The organism is Oceanisphaera sp. IT1-181, assembly GCF_033807535.1.
Classification (GTDB): Bacteria; Pseudomonadota; Gammaproteobacteria; order Enterobacterales; family Aeromonadaceae; genus Oceanimonas.
In genome coordinates this window covers 201,931-220,611 of sequence record NZ_CP136856.1, presented here as the reverse complement: position 1 = coordinate 220,611, position 18,681 = coordinate 201,931, and the positions used below count along the sequence as shown (strand labels likewise).

The following is an 18,681-nucleotide window of genomic DNA, read 5'->3' as shown; positions in this document are numbered from 1 at the left end:
TCCGCTAAAGTGATTACTTTATTAAAACCCCTTTCGGGATATAGGCTGCCTTTCGCAGGCGCAGCATTATAGCACTGCAAATTCTGAAAAAGGAAGTATAAAAAACAAACGGCCCCAAATTAGGGCCGTTTGACCGTACAAAAATTACCAAACCGTCTTAGGCTTTAACCGGACGCTCAATAATTTTTACTAAAGTCCAAGACTTAGTCTTAGACAACGGACGACATTCGCGAACAGTCACGACGTCACCGGTAGAACACTCATTGTTTTCATCGTGCACGTGCAGCTTAGTAGTGCGCTTCAAATACTTCCCGTAGATCGGGTGTTTTACGAAACGGCTGATAGCTACTACGATGGATTTTTCCATCTTGTCGCTAACTACTACGCCTTGCACGGTACGAACGTTAGATTCGCTCATCTTACGCCCCTGCCTTTTGATTCAAAACAGTTTTTACACGTGCGATATCGCGACGTACAATTTTAATGTTGTGAGTCTGTTCCAGTTGACCGGTGCTTGCTTGAATACGCATTTTGAATTGCGCATGCAGCAAAGCCAACAGTTCCTGGTTCAGTTCTTCAACACTCTTTTCACGCAGGTCTTGTGCTTTCATCACATCACCGTCCGAGTTACGAAAGTGGTCCTAACTGGCAACTTAGCCGCCGCCAGTGCAAAGGCTTCGCGAGCGATTGACTCAGGTACACCGTCCATCTCATACAGAACGCGACCAGGCTGGATCTGGGCTACCCAGTACTCAACGTTACCCTTACCCTTACCCATACGAACTTCGAGGGGCTTTTCGGTAATAGGCTTGTCTGGGAAAATACGGATCCAGATTTTGCCTTGACGCTTAACGTGACGAGTCATAGCACGACGTGCTGCTTCGATTTGACGAGCAGTGATACGTCCGCGAGTAGTCGCCTTAAGACCATAGGTACCGAAAGAGATCAGGTTACCCGTGGTTGCCACGCCGCGGTTGCGGCCTTTGTGGACTTTACGGAATTTCGTACGTTTTGGTTGCAACATTTCCGAGTCTCCTTACTTACCGCGGCCTTTGCGCTTAGGTTTGGATGGAGCTTGCTCTTCAACGACTGGTAGGCCGCCTAGAACTTCGCCTTTAAATATCCAAACCTTTACGCCGATGATGCCGTAAGTGGTAGCTGCTTCAGAAGTTGCGTAGTCGATATCAGCACGCAGGGTGTGCAATGGCACACGACCTTCACGGTACCATTCGGTACGCGCGATTTCAGCGCCGCCTAGACGACCACTAACTTCCACCTTAATGCCTTTGGAACCGATACGCATTGCGTTCTGTACCGCACGCTTCATAGCACGACGGAACATGACGCGGCGCTCGAGTTGAGAAGCGATTGAATCCGCTACCAACTGACCATCCAGCTCAGGTTTACGCACTTCGGAAATATTAATCTGTGCAGGTACACCGGCCAATTTGGCGATGTGCTTGCGCAGTTTTTCCACGTCTTCACCTTTCTTACCGATGACCACGCCTGGACGAGCAGTGTGAATAGTCACACGGATGCTCTTCGCAGGACGCTCGATCACGATACGAGACAGTGATGCATTCTTCAGTTCCTCTTTGAGGTACTGACGAACTTGAAAGTCGCTGTATAAGTTATCAGCAAAGTCCTTTGTATTCGCAAACCAGGTCGAATTAAAAGGCTTGGTAATCCCTAAGCGAATTCCGTTTGGGTGTACTTTCTGGCCCATTGCTATCTCCTAGCCTCTTAGCGGTCGGACACAACCACAGTGATGTGGCTGGTACGCTTCATGATACGGTCCGCGCGGCCTTTAGCCCGTGGACGAATACGCTTCATGGTTGGACCTTCGTCAACGAAGATCTTAGCCACTGTCAGCTCATCGATATCCGCACCTTCATTGTGCTCGGCATTAGCAATGGCAGATTCAAGTACTTTCTTAACCAGAACGGCAGCCTTTTTAGGGCTGAAAGCCAGGACATTCAGAGCCTTGTCTACGGATAGACCACGGACTTGATCGGCTACCAGGCGCGCCTTCTGGGCAGAAGTACGAGCAAAGCGGTGTTTAGCTATAGCTTCCATCTTTTACCCCTTAACGCTTCTTGGCCTTCTTATCTGCGACATGGCCGCGATAAGTACGAGTCGGTGCAAATTCGCCTAACTTGTGGCCGATCATTTCTTCAGAAACGAATACGGGCACATGTTGACGACCATTATGGACAGCGATGGTCAAACCGATCATGTTCGGAATGATCATTGAACGACGGGACCAAGTCTTAATTGGTTTCTTTTCCCCGCTTTCCACCGCTTTCTCTACCTTCTTCAGCAAGTGCAGGTCTATGAAAGGACCTTTCTTGAGAGAACGTGGCATGGCGATACCTCTAAATAACGATTACTTGTTACGATGACGTACTACTAATGGCTCAGTACGCTTATTTTTACGGGTTTTGGCACCCTTAGTCGGTTTACCCCAAGGAGTAACCGGATGACGACCGCCAGAACTGCGACCTTCACCACCACCGTGTGGGTGATCTACAGGGTTCATCGCCACACCGCGAACGGTAGGACGAATACCACGCCAGCGCGTTGCACCAGCTTTACCCAGCTGACGCAACATGTGCTCAGCGTTGCCTACTTCACCCAGAGTTGCACGGCACTCAGCCAGTACTTTACGTACTTCGCCAGAACGCAGACGCAGGGTTACGTAGTTTCCATCACGCGCCAGGATCTGGGCGGAGGTACCAGCAGAACGTGCAATTTGCGCGCCCTTACCTGGTTTCATCTCGATGGCATGCACTGTGCTACCCACTGGGATGTTGCGCATCGGCAAGCAGTTACCTGCTTTGATCGGTGCGGCATCGCCAGACAGGATTTGGTCGCCAGCATGAACACCCTTAGGTGCCAAGATGTAACGACGCTCACCATCGGCAAACAACAGCAAAGCCAAGTTAGCTGTACGGTTAGGATCATACTCTAAGCGTTCAACTTTGGCCGGGATACCGTCTTTGTTGCGTTTGAAGTCAACTAAACGATAGTGCTGCTTATGACCACCGCCAATGTGGCGAGTAGTAGTACGGCCAGCGTTGTTACGACCACCAGTTCTGGTTTTCTTTTCCAGCAGGGCGGCGAACGGCTTGCCTTTGTACAATTCCGGGTTGCTGATCTGAACTACATGACGGCGACCCGGAGAAGTAGGCTTACACTTAATAACTGCCATTTTAACTTGCTCCTTTCTTACTCGGCGCCGCCGATGAAGTCGATGTCTTGACCTTCTTTCAGGGTCACGTAGGCTTTCTTCCAATCGGAACGACGGCCTGTGCGGTTACCGGTGCGTTTGGTTTTACCCTTCACCACTAACGAGCGAACATCTTTAACTTCAACTTCGAACAGCTTCTCGACCGCAGCTTTTACTTCAGCTTTAGTAGCATCCATTGCAACTTTGAAGACGATAGTGTTCGTCTTTTCAGCAACCATGGTGCTTTTTTCAGAGACATGCGGCGCCCTCAGAACTTTTAAAATACGCTCTTCACGGATCATGCCAGCATCTCCTCGATTTGCTTAACTGCGTCAGCAGTTACCAATACTTTGTCGAAAGCGATCAAAGAAACTGGGTCGATACCGGCTACATCACGCACGTCTACCTTGTACAGGTTGCGAGCGGCGAGGAACAAGTTCTCGTCAACTTCAGCAGTGATGATCAGAACATCAGTCAGATCCCACTCTTTCAACTTGACCAGCAGTTCTTTAGTTTTAGGCGCTTCCACACCGAACTTCTCAACCACTATCAAACGATCTTGACGTACCAGCTCAGACAGAATGCTTCTGATTGCGCCGCGATACATCTTCTTATTGACCTTTTGGCTGTGATCTTGCGGTTTAGCCGCAAAAGTCACACCACCGCCACGCCATATAGGGGAGCGAATGGTACCGGCACGGGCCCGGCCAGTGCCCTTTTGGCGCCACGGCTTCTTGCCGCCGCCTGACACTTCGGAACGGGTCTTCTGAGCACGAGTACCTTGACGAGCACCTGCTGCATAGGCTACTACAACCTGATGCACCAGAGCTTCGTTGAACTCACGCCCGAAGGTAGTTTCGGAAACTTCAAGAGCGGCTTGCGCGTCTTTCATTACCAATTCCATGACTATCTCCTCAGACGTTACGATTTAACGGCAGGTTTAACGATCACGCTGCCGTTAGTCGCACCTGGTACTGCACCTTTAATGAGCAGTAAGTTACGATCAACATCAACGCGAACAACTTCTAGGTTTTGCGTAGTAACACGCTCTGCACCCATGTGTCCGGCCATTTTCTTGCCTTTGAACACTTTACCTGGTGATTGGTTTTGACCAATTGAACCAGGAACACGGTGTGACAGAGAGTTACCATGGGTAGCGTCCTGCATGCTGAAGTTCCAGCGCTTAACAGTACCTGCAAAACCCTTACCTTTAGAAGTGCCAGTAACGTCTACTTTTTTAACATCGTTGAAGATGTCAACATTCAGCTGAGTACCAACTTCGATACCTTCGCCTTCACCTGAACCCAGGCGGAATTCCCACAGACCGCGGCCCGCTTCCACGCCAGCTTTAGCGAATAAACCCGCTTGTGGCTTGGTGACACGAATCGCTTTCTTGACGCCAGTTGTCACCTGAATAGCTTGGTAGCCATCCGATTCCAGTGTTTTCACCTGGGTAACACGGTTGGCGTCTATTTCGATAACGGTAACTGGGATGGACACGCCGTCTTCGGTGAAGATGCGGGTCATACCTAGCTTACGACCTACTAGACCGATTGCCATTATTAACCTCTCCGTTGTTAGCCCAGGCTGATCTGAACGTCAACGCCAGCAGCCAGATCCAGTCTCATCAATGCGTCAACTGTTTTATCAGTTGGCTCGACGATGTCGACCAAACGCTTGTGAGTACGAATTTCATACTGATCACGTGCATCTTTATTCACGTGTGGAGATGTCAGTACGGTAAAACGCTCTTTGCGAGTAGGCAATGGAATAGGACCACGTACCTGGGCGCCAGTGCGCTTAGCAGTTTCTACGATTTCCGCAGTAGACTGATCGATCAGACGGTGATCGAAAGCCTTGAGACGGATACGAATTCTTTGGTTCTGCATTACCAGAGCTCCAATTGGATAAAGAACATAAATTAGCACCGCCTGCTCTTCCATACGGAAAAGGGGGTGTAATTTAACAACGATGCCACCCAAATCGGGGGCTTGTAAGGTTAAGAGCTACAAGAGCAATTAACAGAGCCATATCGGCTCGCTTAAATACGTACTACCTAGATAGTTCCGTACCCAGCGAGCGCTATTATACCTATCTGAAGAGCGTGCACAAGTGACTATGGGTTATTTTTCACCAGTTTCTTTAGCGCGGTGAAGAGTGCGGGGGAAATGGTGAGGGGGAACTCTAGTATAGCGCTAATCGCCCAGCACCATGCGCCCAGAAAAGGCGCGGTTCTGTAGAAGCCGCTTTAGCCGGCTGATGTCGCGTAGCGGCATTTAAACCACCCTGCTTCGCAGGATTTAGCAGCTACTACATTCGTGCACCATGTTAAAGATTTAACTGACCGCTGCCCGAAGTGCCAGATTTCACGCAAAAAAATACCGGGCAAGCCCGGTATTTTCGCAATGCGGTGCTGACGATGTGTTTTACTGCGTAAAACCGGCCGGCTAAAGAGGCCTCTACAAGCGACTCTGTTATCTTTAACGGGCCGCGTACAGCTTAAAGCGTATCGCGGCCCGCAGGGCTTACTTGCGCAAGCTTGCCTTGTCTTTCAGCACGATTTCCAGTGCCACTTCATCACAGGCGTGTTGACGTGGGCACATGTCGCAGTCTTTCATGACTTTTTCTGGCAGTAAGCCTTTGCTGGTCATAGTGAAGCCGAGCTTCATAAAGAACTCAGGTACCCGCGTTAACACGATGACCTTGTCGATAGACATGTCTTCGGCTTTCTGCAGTACTTTCTCGACCAGTGCACGGCCTTGACCTTGATTCTGAAAGCCCGGCTCTACACCCAGCGAGCGCACTTCGGCAAGACCTGTGTCATATACATATAAAGAAGCACAGCCGCTGATCTGACCTTGTACTTCGGTTACCGCGAACTCCCCTACTGCTTTGACCAAATCTTTACGGTCGCGGGGCAAGTTCTCACCCACGTTGGCCCAGTAGTTTACCAAACGCTCGATGGCATCTAAGTCGGTTAAGCGCGCGCTGCGCACATTGATGCCGGAGCTGTCACGCTGGGTCAGACGACGCTCAGCACTGGTCAGCGCAAACTCCACTTGATCCGGCGCTACGCCACCTAAGGCACAACGGCTGGCGAGGCTCGACTCTAATGAAAGCTTGCCAAATACGTCGTCTTCAATCAGCGGGCTGAATTCTTTAAAGTCCGCCAATGGTAATTCTTCCATCGGCAGTTTCTTAGCAATGGCATGTACCACTATGGCACCCACAATATGGTGTGCTTCACGGAACGGCATGCCTTTATTCACTAAGTAATCGGCCATTTCGGTGGCGTTAGAATAACCGCCCTGCGCCGCTTCACGGGTTTTCTCTTCGTTGAGCTTAATATCGTGCAACACCATCTCGGCCATTTCTAAACAGTCATGCCAAGTATCGAGCGCATCAAATAGCCCTTCCTTGTCTTCTTGCATGTCTTTGTTATAAGCCAAAGGCAGCGCTTTGAGCGTCATCATCATGCCCGCATAGGCACCGAATACCCGACCGGTCTTGCCACGGATCAGCTCCAGCGCATCAGGGTTTTTCTTTTGCGGCATCAAGGAAGAGCCCGAGGTCACGCGATCCGATAATTCGATAAAGCCAGACTCGCCTGAGTTATAGAAGATCAAGTCTTCAGCAAAGCGTGATAAGTGCATCATGGAGTTAGCAGCACAGTTCATCAGCTCTAACACATGGTCGCGATCCGACACTGAGTCTAAGCTGTTACGCGTAGGAGAAGAGAAACCTAAGGAATGGGCTAATTCATGACGGTCAATCGGGAAACCCGTGCCCGCCAAGGCACCACTGCCCAGTGGACAAGTGTCCATGCGCTTTTGGGCATCTTGCAGGCGGGTAAAGTCACGCTCCAGCATTTCTACGTAAGCCAAGCACCAGTGCGCAAAAGTCACCGGCTGAGCACGCTGCAAGTGGGTATAGCCCGGTAACACGGTCGCTTGCTGCTGACGTGCCACGGTAACCAGTTGCTTTTGCAGTTCGTCAATTTTGGCCAGCAAAGGTGGTACTTGCTGCTTACACCACAATTTAAGATCCGTGGCTACTTGGTCATTACGGCTACGGCCGGTGTGCAGCTTCTTACCTAAGTCGCCCACCACACTGATCAGCTGACCTTCCACCCAAGAGTGAATGTCTTCTGCGCCTGATTGCAAAATCTGGCTGGGATCTTCCATCACCTTTAATTTCAGGTCATTTAAGGCCAGCTCAATTTTTTGGTGTTCGTCGGTGGTTAATACACCGGCTTTACACAGGGCACTAGACCAGGCGATAGAGCCGACTATGTCTTGCTCCGCCAAGCGGTAATCGAAACGCAGTGAATCATTAAACTGCTGAAATTTGGCATCTGCCGCCTGACTGAAACGCCCACCCCAAAGTGCCATAACCGCTGTACTCCTTAACGACATTACTAAAATATGATTGCTAGCCACACCTAATGCTGCCGGCGGACTGCTTGTGGTTCGAGATTATACTTAAAACAAAGCTGGAAGCGGTAAGCTTTAAGCTGTCAGCTAAAGAAAACACCAAAACCCACAGCCATAAGCTTTAAGCCGCTCTGTGCTCTGTTGTGATGCGCTTTATTCCGTCTTTGCGAGCGTAGCGCGGCAATCCATGATGTTTGGCTTTTTATCTTACGGCTGACAGCGGATCGCTTACAGCTTTAAATTCATAGATTGCCGCGTCGTTGCACTCCTCGCAATGACGAAGGGGTTTGGCTCTGGCTTCTGTTTTTATCTTTAACTTACAGCTTACGGCTTAAAGCTGATGGCTCAAAAAATAAAGGGGGCCTAAGCCCCCTTTTATTTTTTATTAACGCTTACTTCTTCAGGCTGTTCAGCGCTTTGATACGGCTGGCCAACGAGTACAAACGGATAAAGCCTTCGGCATGGCTTTGGTCATACACTTCATCTTCACCGAAGGTAGCGAACTCTTCAGAGTACAGGCTATTAGGAGAAGACTTCTGAATCGCAGTCACCTGACCTTTGTACATCTTCAGTACTACTTCACCGGATACGTCTTCGGCAATGGCATTAGCGGAAGCTAACAGCGCCTTGCATAACGGAGTGAACCAGCGGCCGTCGTAGACCAAGTGCGAGAACTCAGCACCCACACGCTCACGCCAAGCGCGAGTCGGCTTGTCTAATACCAGCTCTTCAACGGCGCGCAGTGCCGCCATCATCACGGTACCACCTGGAGTTTCATAACAACCGCGCGACTTCATGCCGACCAAACGGTTTTCTACGATATCTACCCGGCCCACGCCATGCTTAGCAGCACGGTCGTTCAGCTCAACCAACAAGTTGTACGGGGTCATCTCAACGCCGTCCAGCGCAGTGATGCGGCCTTCAACAACGGTCAAAGACAGAGTTTCTGCTTTATCTGGAGCTTGCTCCGGGGACACAGTCCAGGTCCACGCTTGCTCAGATGGCTCGTTCCAAGTGCTTTCTAATTCGCCACCTTCGGTAGAGATATGGAAAGCGTTGGCGTCACGAGAATAGATCTTAGTGGCGCTGGCACTGGTCTTGATGTTGCGCTCAGCCAAATAATCCAACAAGTCTTCGCGGCTCTTCATGTCCCAGATGCGCCAAGGGGCAATAATGGCCAACTGAGGTGCTAAGGCAGCAACCGCACCTTCGAAGCGTACTTGGTCATTACCTTTACCGGTACAACCGTGGGCAATCGCTTCTGCGCCTTCGGCCAGTGCCGCTTCGGCCATGGCTTTAGCGATAATCGGACGCGCCATAGAAGTACCGAGTAAATAAGTACCTTCGTAAATAGCGCCGGTTTTCAGCGTTGGATACACGTAATCGTTTACGAATTCGTCTTTCAAATCAGCAACGATACACTTTACCGCGCCTGACTCTAATGCTTTGGCTTCAATGCCTTCCAGCTCTTCAGCACCTTGGCCTACGTCACCTACGAAGGCGATGATCTCACAACCTTCGTAGTTTTCTTTTAGCCATGGAATGATGGCAGAGGTATCTAAACCGCCAGAGTAGGCCAGCAGAATTTTTTTGAATTGGCTCATTAGTGCGTATCCCTGTTAATCAATGTCAGCAGCACGGCATTTTGCACATGCATGCGATTTTCAGCTTGGTCGAGGATAAAGGAGGACGGACCGTCCATTACCTCAGAAGTTATTTCTAATTCCCGGTGCGCAGGCTGGCAATGCAATACCTGTGTGGCGCCGGTTTTATCAAGCAGGGCCTGATTGATCTGATAAGGCATGAAGACTTCGGCTACTTGCTCTAACGGCGTTTCATCACCCATAGAGACCCAAGTATCGGTATACAGCACGTCGATATCGGTAATGTCATCCAGACTATCGGCGACCTGCACCTTGCCACCACTAATGGCAGCCAGTGCTTCGGCTTCTTTTAATACTTGTGCATCCACGTTGCGGCCGCGCGGGCACACTGAACTGACGGTCGCACCTAAAATAGCACCGGTCAGCAGCAGTGAGTTGGTCACGTTATTACCATCGCCCACATATACCAGATGCACCTTGCTCAGATCTTCGTGATGCTCGGCAATGGTCATATAGTCCGCCAGTGCCTGACACGGATGATACAGGTTACATAAGGAATTGATCACCGGAACTTTGCTATATTTTGCCATTTCGACCAGCGTTTGATGATCGTAAACGCGCGCCACTATCGCTTGGCACCAGCGTGACAAGTTGGCGGCAAAGTCTTTAACGGTTTCGCGGCTGCCCATGGCGCCATTTTGGCTGTCTAAATAGACCGCATGACCGCCCAAGCGATTGATACCGATATCCAGCGTCACGCGGGTACGCAGTGAGGGCTTCTCAAACAGCGTGACCACGCTTTTACCTTTTAGCTCGTCCGCATACTTGGCCGGATTCGCTTTTAAGTCTTTGGCCAGTGCCAAAATGTCTTCTATTTGCTGCTTGCTATAATCTTTTAGGCTTAATAGATGCTGCATCTGCTCTTCCTTAGTTTGAGATAGGTCCTTAGTGTGAAATCCGAGTGCCAAACTCTGACTCACCTGCCAGCAGCGACAATAATTGTTCAGGATTGCGCCAGCTACCCACGGCAACCGGTTTACCCAAAGTTTTAGTGGCTTGCAGTGCGGCTTTCACTTTCACTGCCATGCCATCTTTGATCACCCCTTGTTGCATCAACTCCAAGGCGCGAGTCTCGGTCAGTAAATTGATCAACTGACGCTCGCCGTCAAGAATGCCACTCACATCCGACAGCATCACTAAATCTGCATCCAGTACTTCCGCAATGGCAGTGGCCGCTTGATCTGCATTCACGTTCATCAACTGGCCATCATTGGTAATACCAATGGAGCTGATCACCGGCATAAAGCCTGCATTTAATAGTGTGCTAATTAAGGTAGCGTCACCGCCGTCTACTTTGCCGACCGAACCCAGCTCAGGATCCAGCTGGCTAACGCGGCATAAACCACCATCGCCCAAGCACAAACCCACCGCACTAATGTTATGCGCAATGGCTTGCGCCAGCAGCAGCTTATTAGCCGTTCCTGCCAAGGCACCGGCTATCACTGGAATATGCTCCAATGGCGTCACGCGCAAGCCGTCTTTCTTGGTCGAGGTCAGACCCATGGCCGCCAGCTGGTTATCGACCAACACGCCGCCGCCATGCACTAATACCAGCGGGCGTTTTACTTGCTCAATAAACGAGTTCAAGGTGGCAAATAACGCTGCTAAGGCATCGTTACTTTCTAATAGCGTGCCGCCGAGCTTAATAATTAACGGGCTAGTTTGAGTGGACATCAAAGCTTACTCCTGCACCAGACCCGCCAGCGGCGAGAATCCTTGGTGAATATTAATACATTGAATGGCCTGACTGGCCGCGCCTTTTAACAGGTTGTCGATGGCCGATACCACTATTAGCTGGTTACCGTCACGGGCCCAGTGCAGGTCACAAAATGGCGTGCCCGCTACATCGTTAATTTGTGGCCATTGATCCGTGATACGCACGATTTTCTGACCGTCGTAGGCGCTGTGATATGCGCTGGCGATTTGCTCATCGGTCACGTCGTCATTTAGCTCTACATAAATAGTGGCCAAAATGCCGCGACTAAAGTTACCCAGGTGCGGCTGAAAGACCACCTGATTACTCAGATGATGACTGATCTCAGGCTGATGACGATGATTAAGCACGCCATAAGGCTTAAAGCTCACTTCACAAAAGCTGGTAGCGAGGCTGGCTTTGCGTCCCGCACCGGTGACACCGGAGACGGCACTAATAATTGGCTTACGTCCGGCGGCCATCAGGCCTGCTGTTTGTAACGGCTTTAAGGCGGTGAGAGAAGCCGTGGGATAACAGCCAGGTACGGCAATTAATTGTGCTTGCTTAATCGCGTCTTGGTTCCATTCGGCTAAACCATAAGCCGCCTTGCTTAACCAGCCGCCAAACTGGTGAGTAAAACCATAAAAACGCTGATAAAAATCGTCACCGGGCACGCGAAAAGCACCGGATAAATCAAAGACCGGCATGCCCTTGGCTAAAAAGCCGGGCGCCAAGTCATGGCTCACTTCGTGGGCGGTGGCCAACAGCACTAGGTCGGCGTCTGCATAAATACGGCTCAGCGCGTCAGCATCAAGCGGCTGCAGCGGCGCATCAATCACACCGCGCCAGCGTGGATACAAGCTGGCAAAGGGTTTATGAGCGTCTAAGCTACCTTCAGAAACATAAAGGCCGGCGAGCGTCAGGTTGGGGTGTGCATGGATTAAACCGGCCAGTTCGGCTCCGGTGTATCCGCTAGCACCAATAATTGCAGCTTTTAACATGGGCAGGTCCATCTATTTGAATTTTGGCTGGATAAGGATGCAGGTGTCAGCCTAGCGTGTTTTCAGGGCTTATGTCACCCTAAGGGATATTACGCTAGACCCTATAGCATTGGCTTAGGCGAGCTGTCGTCGTCGCCGTAATAAAGAATAGAAATACATGACCATTTGCTACGCTAATTACCCAGAAAAGAATAGGTCGCCAGACTAGCAATGAACAAATACTTATGCAACATTGTTGAATATAAATTTGATAATTTTTTACGGAGTGTCCATGCCCTTAACACAGTCATTAAAGCCCTCGTCAACCGGCCCATCAAAGCAGTTTCAATTGATGGATATGTATCGCGACTTAATCGCCCTGCCCTCTATTAGTAGTACCGAGCCAAGCTGGGACCAAAGTAACGAAAAAGTGATACGGCTTCTGGCCGACTGGTTTAGCCAATTAGGCTTTGAGGTAGAGGTTACCGAGCTTGACGACCTACCCGGCAAATTCAACATGGTGGCCACCCGCGGAGAAGGCGATGGCGGCTTACTGCTGGCCGGCCATACCGACACAGTGCCTTATGATGAAGGGCGCTGGACCAAAGACCCCTTTAAGCTGACCGAAGAAAACGGCCGCCTTTATGGCTTGGGCGTGATCGACATGAAAGGCTTCTTTGCCTTTATTATCGAAGCCCTAAAAGACATGGACTTAAGTAAGCTGACCAAGCCCATTCGCATCTTGGCCACCGCCGATGAAGAAACCACCATGGCCGGTGCCCGCGCTATTGCCAGCGCCATGGCCATTAAGCCGGACTATGCGGTGATTGGTGAGCCCACCGGTTTAGTACCGGTAATGATGCATAAGGGCCATATGTCGGAAGGTATTCGTATTACCGGCAAAAGCGGCCACAGTTCAGATCCCGCTAATGGCGTAAACGCGCTAGAGATTATGCATAAAGTGATGGGCCGCTTATTAGACTTACAGCGCCAGCTTAAAGAAAACTATGGCAACACTAATTTTAAGGTGCCCCAGCCAACGCTGAACCTCGGCTCGCTGTTCGGTGGTGACAGCCCCAATCGGATTTGTGCCTGCTGCGAGCTGAACTTCGACATGCGCCCCATTCCTGGTGTGGGCCCTGATGAACTCATGGGTTTATTGCATCACGCCATTGAGCCTATTAAGCAGCAGTATCCCGATGCGCTTGAGTTGTTTCATTTGCATGAGCCCATTCCGGCCTACAGCACAGATCCAAACGGCGAGTTAGTTCGCGCTGCCGCCGAGATCACCGGCAAAACGGCCGAGGCGGTCAACTATTGCACCGAAGCGCCTTTTATCAATCAGCTCGGCTGCCAAACTATCGTACTGGGCCCTGGCCATATCGCTCAGGCCCACCAGCCCGATGAATACTTGGACTTATCGTTTGTGAAACCCACCATCGATATCATTCAACGTCTAGTTAGTCGCTTTTGTTTGGCTGAGGTCAAATAAAGCGCCCTGCGCCTAGCACCAGGCGCCCAGCTAAAGACGAACACCTTGTGAAGAGTAAAGGGTAAAGAGGGTGAGATAACACCTAAACTACAGAAAACACACCGCATCTGAAGGGTGGGGGTTCTCTTCACTCTTCACAGTTTTTATTACTCTGGGCGCGGGGCGCTTGGTGATTGGTGCTGTGCTCAATATTCGAACCAGATCGCAAAACGACCACTCCGTGCTCGGCAAAATTGACCGCTATGGTGAAAGCTGGCTATATAAGCGTTTGCGGAAACAAAAAAATAACAAAACAGACGAGGCAGATATGGATAATCATGCACCACTCAGAGCCAATGTTGGCCTGCTGGGGCAATTGCTGGGCGATACCATAAAGGATCACCATGGCCAGAGCTTTCTCGATAAAGTAGAAACCATACGTCAGTTGGCCAAATCGGCCCGCCAAGGTAACGACGACGACCAACAGCGATTACTCGATACCCTCAAACATCTGAGTGACGACGAACTGCTACCCGTCACCCGAGCTTTTAGTCAATTCCTCAATCTGGCAAACGTAGCCGAGCAATTTCATACCATATCGCGCCAAACTCAGCGCGAAGCCGGTGACGGGCCTCTCAGTCAGGTGTTCGAGCGCTTAAAGCAAGCCGATATTAATGAAGACAATATTAAAGCCGCCGTCGCCGAGCTCGACATCGACTTAGTACTAACCGCTCACCCCACCGAGGTGACCCGCCGTACCTTTATCCATAAGCATGTACAGCTTAACGACTGCTTGGCCGCATTGGAGCTAGACCTACCCGAGCAAGAAAAAGCCGAGCTACTAGCACGAATAGAACAACTTATTACTCAGGCTTGGCATAGCAATGAAATTCGCTCCCAGCGGCCGACACCGGTCGATGAAGCCAAGTGGGGCTTTGCTGTGATCGAAAACAGCCTCTGGCCCGCCCTTCCCAAGTTCATGCGCCAGCTCGACAGCCAGTTGCATGAGCAACTCGGTACCCGGCTGCCGCTGGATGCCGCCCCGGTACGCTTTACCTCTTGGATGGGCGGAGACCGCGACGGTAATCCGTTCGTTACCGCTAAGGTGACCCAAGAAGTACTGTTGTTAGGCCGTTGGATGGCAAGCTCGCTGTTTCTTAACGATATTCAAGAGCTAGTATCCGAGCTGTCGATGTCGCAAGCCAACGATGAGCTGTATCAAGCAACAGCACAAAGTGAGGAACCTTATCGGGCCATCCTGCGCACCCTGCGTGAAGACTTGCGCGAAACCCTGATGCATCTTAACGCCAAGGTACAAAACCAAAGCACCGATGCGCGGGATCTAATCACGACCACCGAACAACTGCGCCAGCCTTTAGAGTTGTGCTATCGCTCGCTGCAAGAGTGTGGGCTAGGGAAGATTGCCGACGGCCTGCTGCTCGATGTGATCCGCAAGGTGGCCTGTTTTGGTATTCACCTACTGAAATTAGATATTCGCCAAGACGGCGAGCGTCACAGCCAGGCGCTGGCAGAAATCACCGGGTACTTGGGCTTGGGTAACTACGGCGATTGGAGTGAAGCCGACAAGCAGGCTTTCTTACTCAATGAACTCAATTCACGCCGGCCGCTCTTACCTCGGCAATGGCAACCCAGCGCCGACACCCAAGAGGTATTGGATACCTGCCGCGTGATTAGCGAGCACCCAGCGGACGCCTTCGGGATTTACATTATCTCTATGGCCGGTGCGCCATCCGATGTGCTGGCGGTACAGCTATTACTAAAAGAGTGCGGTGTTAACTTCCCGATGCCGGTTGCGCCTTTGTTTGAGACCTTAGAAGATCTTAATAACGGTGCCGAGGTGATAGAGCAGCTTTATGCGCTGCCTTGGTATCGCGGTTATCTACAAGGCCGTCAATATGTGATGATTGGTTATTCTGACTCATCTAAAGACGCCGGTATGATGGCGGCGGGCTGGGCCCAATACAGCGCCATGGAAAAATTGGTGGCCATTAGCGAGTCCGAACAAGTTAAGCTCACCTTGTTCCACGGTCGTGGCGGCAGCTTAGGTCGCGGTGGTGGTCCGGCTCGTGAGGCCATTTTGGCGCAACCGCCGGGCTCTACGCTTGGTGGCTTACGCGTCACCGAGCAAGGCGAGATGATCCGCTTTAAATTTGGCCTATCTAAAGTCGCCATCGATAGCCTAGCGCTCTATGCCAGTGCGGTACTAGAAGCCAACTTGCTGCCTCCACCTGAGCCAGAGCCTCAGTGGCGCGAGCTAATGGAAACCATGAGTGACGTTTCCTGCGCCCATTATCGTTCGCTTATTCGTGATGAGCCGGACTTTGTACCCTACTTTCGCGCCGCCACGCCCGAGCTAGAGCTGGGCAAGTTGCCGTTAGGCTCTCGCCCCGCTAAGCGCAAACCCAACGGTGGCGTAGAAAGCCTGCGGGCCATTCCGTGGATTTTTGCTTGGACACAAAACCGCTTGATGCTGCCCGCCTGGCTGGGTGCCCATAAGGGACTAGAGGCGGTGATAGAGGCAGGGCAAGAGAAAACCTTGGTGGCGATGAATGAGGGCTGGCCATTTTTCCGCGCTCGACTCGATATGCTGGAAATGGTGTTTTTGAAAGCCGATCTTAGTCTTGCCGCCTATTACGACGGACTGTTGGTGCCTAATGAGCTTAAACCGTTGGGTAAGCGGTTACGTGATGAGTTGCGGGCTAGCATGGAACTGATATTGCAGCTGAAAGAAGAAGCGGAGCTGTTATCTGATGAGCCGTGGATCAAGGAGTCGATTAAGCTACGTAATCCCTATACGGATCCACTGAACGTGTTGCAGGCGGAGCTATTAAAGCGTTCGCGTCAGCATCAAGGCGATGATGTTAATCCGGTATTGGATCAAGCACTGATGGTGACCATAGCCGGCATTGCTGCAGGCATGCGTAATACGGGTTAAAACATAGCCTTAAGCGGTAAGCTTTAAGCGTTAAGCGTTAAGTAAAATCTATGGAATGGCCCGACTAAAGTAGGCCCCAGTGCTCGTCAGCACTGGGGCCTTTTTACTGCTGAAATAAGCCGTTCTCAACTCTGCTGACAGCGAGTATTTTAGCGGCTTGATGAGTCGGGATGGGTTATCGCGTACCTTCCATTATCTTGATGGCCCGCTTATCAATGTTCGCCTTTCGCGTGCGCTAAGAAAAAGCGCAGCATTTCCCGTGAGGCATCCGGCCCTTGCGGATCCGTATAAGAGCCCCGAGACGTACCCCCGGCCCAAGCGTGGGCGGCGCCGTGAATCGACCACTGCTCTAGGATAGGCTGGGCACTCGCATCATGATGAATGGTACAAGTATAAGAACGCCCATTAGGTACCTTTCCAGCACGTCTCTCTGCCTTAATCTTGCTGTTCGTTACGCGGCCTGAGCCGGTATCAGAGAGATATTGTGCTACCACGCGATCGCCGTTGCTGGGATGTACCGTAGTGTCCTGATCACCGTGGAAGATAATGGCGGGGATTCTCGGCCCCGTTGACGATGGGGAGCGAGCATTCGCCTGCTTGTTCAGGCCGGCCAAAGGTCCGGTGCCGCCTTGCATGGCCGCAAGTGCAGACGGTATATCTTGCGCCGCGCCGTGAGCAAGCCCCGAATGAACGCCCACCGCCGCGTAAATGTCTGGGTAGAGCATCGCCATGGTGGTGGCCATGGCGCCGCCAGCGGACAATCCCGCCACGTAGACGCGTCCTTCATCCAGGTGATACTCATTGATAATTTGGCGCGTTAGACCTGCGATAATCGCCGGCTCGCCACCATCGCGGTGCTGATCGCCTGGCTTGAACCAGTTCCAGCACTTGGAGCTATTCGCGCAACCGCTTTGTGCAGGATAGAGCACCAAACACGGCTGCTCTTGTGCAAGCAGGTTCATGCCGGTGCCGGCGGCGAAGTCATCGGGATTTTGGGTGCAACCATGCAACATGACGATTAATGGCAACGGCTGGCCATGGTAACCACTGGGGACATACAGTTTGTAATCTCGGCTGCCCGCCTGATTGGCGAAAGTGCCACTGTTAAAAGTCGCGCCCTCAGGCAACACTTCGACGGGAACGTCCACGCCGGTGTTCAACCCTTGTAAGCCCGACAGCTTGCCGCGCAACAGGCTGCTCAGACCACTCATACCGGGAGCAAAAGCAGTCGCGCCGTCAGCCAGCGTCTCGGCGGGTGAGTCCACTCCTGCATTCAACCCCGATAAACCCGATAGCTTGCCGCGTAATAGGCTGCTCAAACCACTAATACCAGAAACGGCAGCGAAAGGTTTGCGTGGCGCTGTTGTTTGCCCATAGTCAGTCTGCGCATGGCCGGTCTGCGTAAGGTCTGGCTGCGTAAAGTCGGTCTGCGCGCGTTTGCGGCCCGCCGACGCTTTATGAGATGCAGCAGACGGCTCCTCTACCACATAAAAGCTGCCCTCGAATATCTCACCCTTGGCGGATGCAGGCTCAGTGGTTGCATCCGGCTCAGTGGCTTGGGGCATCTGCTTACCCTGCAGCGCCCGCTGTATCATAGCCGTGGCCTCCTGCAGTTGGCCCGACTGCGTCAACCAAGTGGCCTGTTTCAGACTGGCCATAAATTTTTCGTTCATTGGAAGATTCATAGAAATATTCCTCGCTTGAATTAATACGCTATTAATAAATTCGGTTTGCCAGCGCGGCTTTAACCTCCTTGCTGGCTTGGAGCGCACCTAATACGGAGATGGATTCGATCGTCGCCAGCGCGAGTTCCGGAGATACATCCTCGGCAATATTCGCTAATCCCAGCACTTGGATCTGTAGCATTTCGCCCTTCGCCTGTAGCGCTTCCAGATCCGTGCGGCTGTAATACTGCAGGCCCAGCACATAGGTCTTACGGGCGACGGTTTCCTTAACCACTTCTGCATGGACCGCTAGCTGGTTACGGATCGCCGTGCGGATCAGGTCACTGCGGTTGGAATAAAATCCCTCCTGCACCAGCAGATCGACTTGCCCAAGGTCAACGACCCCTAAGTTGATGGTCAGCTTTTCGCTGGTATCGCCGGTCTTTCGTTTTAGCTCATGTACGCTCATCACTTTCCCTCGCTGGTCAGTACCTGCACCATAGCCCTAAAAAATCCAATTAGACTCCAATAGCCATCCAAATAGATTCCATGCGGATGGTATTCGATCATTATAGGAGTATCCAAGAAAAA

General features: G+C 51.5%; 20 protein-coding genes. 2 read left to right on the top strand and 18 right to left on the bottom strand.

Annotated elements, in window-relative coordinates; all coding sequences use genetic code 11:
- Positions 1–157: 157 nt before the first annotated feature.
- From rpsQ to argC, 16 genes are all read right to left on the bottom strand, one after another.
- Positions 158–418 carry a 30S ribosomal protein S17 gene (rpsQ, locus tag R0134_RS00975; RefSeq protein ID WP_086964537.1) on the bottom strand — a complete coding sequence of 87 codons (261 nt, stop codon included), beginning with the start codon at positions 416–418 and terminating at the stop codon, positions 158–160.
- A 1-nt stretch (position 419) separates the two neighbouring features.
- A complete protein-coding gene (gene rpmC / locus R0134_RS00970) occupies positions 420–611 on the bottom strand; it encodes a 50S ribosomal protein L29 (protein ID WP_087036459.1) in 192 nt (63 codons plus the stop codon).
- Positions 611–1,024, bottom strand: coding sequence for a 50S ribosomal protein L16 (gene rplP / locus R0134_RS00965; protein WP_319783067.1), 414 nt, complete (start codon positions 1,022–1,024; stop codon positions 611–613). Before rplP ends, rpmC begins: the two co-directional genes overlap by 1 nt.
- A 12-nt stretch (positions 1,025–1,036) precedes the next feature.
- Positions 1,037–1,726, bottom strand: a complete 690-nt coding sequence (gene rpsC / locus R0134_RS00960) for a 30S ribosomal protein S3 (RefSeq protein WP_087036457.1) — start codon at positions 1,724–1,726, stop codon at positions 1,037–1,039.
- A 17-nt stretch (positions 1,727–1,743) separates the two neighbouring features.
- On the bottom strand, positions 1,744–2,076 hold the full coding sequence (gene rplV, locus R0134_RS00955; RefSeq protein WP_086964533.1) for a 50S ribosomal protein L22: 333 nt from the start codon (positions 2,074–2,076) through the stop codon (positions 1,744–1,746).
- Between the two features lie 10 nt (positions 2,077–2,086).
- The gene (gene rpsS, locus R0134_RS00950) at positions 2,087–2,365 is read right to left on the bottom strand and encodes a 30S ribosomal protein S19 (RefSeq protein ID WP_086964532.1); all 279 of its coding nucleotides are present in this window, start codon (positions 2,363–2,365) and stop codon (positions 2,087–2,089) included.
- Positions 2,366–2,386: 21 nt separating this feature from the next.
- Positions 2,387–3,211: a 50S ribosomal protein L2 gene (gene rplB, locus R0134_RS00945; protein WP_319783066.1), complete on the bottom strand. Its 825-nt coding sequence runs from the start codon at positions 3,209–3,211 to the stop codon at positions 2,387–2,389.
- 17 nt (positions 3,212–3,228) lie between these two features.
- Positions 3,229–3,531, bottom strand: a complete 303-nt coding sequence (gene rplW, locus R0134_RS00940; protein ID WP_319783065.1) for a 50S ribosomal protein L23 — start codon at positions 3,529–3,531, stop codon at positions 3,229–3,231.
- A complete protein-coding gene (rplD, locus tag R0134_RS00935; protein ID WP_319783064.1) occupies positions 3,528–4,133 on the bottom strand; it encodes a 50S ribosomal protein L4 in 606 nt (201 codons plus the stop codon). Before rplD ends, rplW begins: the two co-directional genes overlap by 4 nt.
- Before the next feature lie 17 nt (positions 4,134–4,150).
- Complete coding sequence (gene rplC / locus R0134_RS00930) at positions 4,151–4,789, bottom strand: 50S ribosomal protein L3 (protein WP_319783063.1); 639 nt, start codon at positions 4,787–4,789, stop codon at positions 4,151–4,153.
- 17 nt (positions 4,790–4,806) lie between these two features.
- Positions 4,807–5,118 carry a 30S ribosomal protein S10 gene (gene rpsJ / locus R0134_RS00925; RefSeq protein WP_086964527.1) on the bottom strand — a complete coding sequence of 104 codons (312 nt, stop codon included), beginning with the start codon at positions 5,116–5,118 and terminating at the stop codon, positions 4,807–4,809.
- A 636-nt stretch (positions 5,119–5,754) separates the two neighbouring features.
- Positions 5,755–7,620 (bottom strand): argininosuccinate lyase, encoded by a 1,866-nt coding sequence (argH, locus tag R0134_RS00920; RefSeq protein ID WP_319783062.1) that lies wholly within the window; start codon positions 7,618–7,620, stop codon positions 5,755–5,757.
- Positions 7,621–8,054: 434 nt separating this feature from the next.
- Positions 8,055–9,266 carry an argininosuccinate synthase gene (locus tag R0134_RS00915; protein WP_319783061.1) on the bottom strand — a complete coding sequence of 404 codons (1,212 nt, stop codon included), beginning with the start codon at positions 9,264–9,266 and terminating at the stop codon, positions 8,055–8,057.
- Positions 9,266–10,183: an ornithine carbamoyltransferase gene (locus R0134_RS00910; RefSeq protein WP_319783060.1), complete on the bottom strand. Its 918-nt coding sequence runs from the start codon at positions 10,181–10,183 to the stop codon at positions 9,266–9,268. Before R0134_RS00910 ends, R0134_RS00915 begins: the two co-directional genes overlap by 1 nt.
- A gap of 28 nt (positions 10,184–10,211) precedes the next feature.
- Positions 10,212–11,000 carry an acetylglutamate kinase gene (argB, locus tag R0134_RS00905; protein ID WP_319783059.1) on the bottom strand — a complete coding sequence of 263 codons (789 nt, stop codon included), beginning with the start codon at positions 10,998–11,000 and terminating at the stop codon, positions 10,212–10,214.
- 6 nt (positions 11,001–11,006) lie between these two features.
- Entirely contained in the window at positions 11,007–12,020 is a 1,014-nt protein-coding gene (gene argC / locus R0134_RS00900; protein ID WP_319783058.1) for an N-acetyl-gamma-glutamyl-phosphate reductase, read from the bottom strand.
- Positions 12,021–12,351: 331 nt separating this feature from the next.
- Here argC and argE point away from each other — a divergent pair, with 331 nt between their 5' ends.
- Positions 12,352–13,491, top strand: a complete 1,140-nt coding sequence (gene argE, locus R0134_RS00895; protein ID WP_319784277.1) for an acetylornithine deacetylase — start codon at positions 12,352–12,354, stop codon at positions 13,489–13,491.
- Positions 13,492–13,798: 307 nt separating this feature from the next.
- On the top strand, positions 13,799–16,426 hold the full coding sequence (ppc, locus tag R0134_RS00890; protein ID WP_319783057.1) for a phosphoenolpyruvate carboxylase: 2,628 nt from the start codon (positions 13,799–13,801) through the stop codon (positions 16,424–16,426).
- Positions 16,427–16,638: 212 nt separating this feature from the next.
- On the opposite strand, the gene R0134_RS00885 is transcribed toward ppc, so the two are convergent.
- Both R0134_RS00885 and R0134_RS00880 read right to left on the bottom strand, forming a co-directional pair.
- Positions 16,639–18,111: a PHB depolymerase family esterase gene (locus R0134_RS00885; protein WP_319783056.1), complete on the bottom strand. Its 1,473-nt coding sequence runs from the start codon at positions 18,109–18,111 to the stop codon at positions 16,639–16,641.
- A 31-nt stretch (positions 18,112–18,142) separates the two neighbouring features.
- Positions 18,143–18,559 (bottom strand): CopG family transcriptional regulator, encoded by a 417-nt coding sequence (locus R0134_RS00880; protein WP_087036428.1) that lies wholly within the window; start codon positions 18,557–18,559, stop codon positions 18,143–18,145.
- Between the last annotated feature and the right edge of the window lie 122 nt (positions 18,560–18,681).

Excerpts from the sequence above, each read along its gene's own strand:
- argH (WP_319783062.1), bottom strand. The coding sequence starts at position 7,620 with ATGGCACTTTGGGGTGGGCGTTTCAGTCAGGCGGCAGATGCCAAATTT.
- R0134_RS00915 (WP_319783061.1), bottom strand. The coding sequence starts at position 9,266 with ATGAGCCAATTCAAAAAAATTCTGCTGGCCTACTCTGGCGGTTTAGAT.
- rpsS (WP_086964532.1), bottom strand. The coding sequence starts at position 2,365 with ATGCCACGTTCTCTCAAGAAAGGTCCTTTCATAGACCTGCACTTGCTG.
- rpmC (WP_087036459.1), bottom strand. The coding sequence starts at position 611 with ATGAAAGCACAAGACCTGCGTGAAAAGAGTGTTGAAGAACTGAACCAG.
- rplC (WP_319783063.1), bottom strand. The coding sequence starts at position 4,789 with ATGGCAATCGGTCTAGTAGGTCGTAAGCTAGGTATGACCCGCATCTTC.
- rplB (WP_319783066.1), bottom strand. The coding sequence starts at position 3,211 with ATGGCAGTTATTAAGTGTAAGCCTACTTCTCCGGGTCGCCGTCATGTA.
- rplP (WP_319783067.1), bottom strand. The coding sequence starts at position 1,024 with ATGTTGCAACCAAAACGTACGAAATTCCGTAAAGTCCACAAAGGCCGC.
- rpsJ (WP_086964527.1), bottom strand. The coding sequence starts at position 5,118 with ATGCAGAACCAAAGAATTCGTATCCGTCTCAAGGCTTTCGATCACCGT.
- rpsQ (WP_086964537.1), bottom strand. The coding sequence starts at position 418 with ATGAGCGAATCTAACGTTCGTACCGTGCAAGGCGTAGTAGTTAGCGAC.
- rplD (WP_319783064.1), bottom strand. The coding sequence starts at position 4,133 with ATGGAATTGGTAATGAAAGACGCGCAAGCCGCTCTTGAAGTTTCCGAA.
- R0134_RS00910 (WP_319783060.1), bottom strand. The coding sequence starts at position 10,183 with ATGCAGCATCTATTAAGCCTAAAAGATTATAGCAAGCAGCAAATAGAA.
- argC (WP_319783058.1), bottom strand. The coding sequence starts at position 12,020 with ATGTTAAAAGCTGCAATTATTGGTGCTAGCGGATACACCGGAGCCGAA.
- argE (WP_319784277.1), top strand. The coding sequence starts at position 12,352 with ATGGATATGTATCGCGACTTAATCGCCCTGCCCTCTATTAGTAGTACC.
- R0134_RS00880 (WP_087036428.1), bottom strand. The coding sequence starts at position 18,559 with ATGAGCGTACATGAGCTAAAACGAAAGACCGGCGATACCAGCGAAAAG.
- R0134_RS00885 (WP_319783056.1), bottom strand. The coding sequence starts at position 18,111 with ATGAATCTTCCAATGAACGAAAAATTTATGGCCAGTCTGAAACAGGCC.
- argB (WP_319783059.1), bottom strand. The coding sequence starts at position 11,000 with ATGTCCACTCAAACTAGCCCGTTAATTATTAAGCTCGGCGGCACGCTA.
- rplW (WP_319783065.1), bottom strand. The coding sequence starts at position 3,531 with ATGATCCGTGAAGAGCGTATTTTAAAAGTTCTGAGGGCGCCGCATGTC.
- rplV (WP_086964533.1), bottom strand. The coding sequence starts at position 2,076 with ATGGAAGCTATAGCTAAACACCGCTTTGCTCGTACTTCTGCCCAGAAG.
- ppc (WP_319783057.1), top strand. The coding sequence starts at position 13,799 with ATGGATAATCATGCACCACTCAGAGCCAATGTTGGCCTGCTGGGGCAA.
- rpsC (WP_087036457.1), bottom strand. The coding sequence starts at position 1,726 with ATGGGCCAGAAAGTACACCCAAACGGAATTCGCTTAGGGATTACCAAG.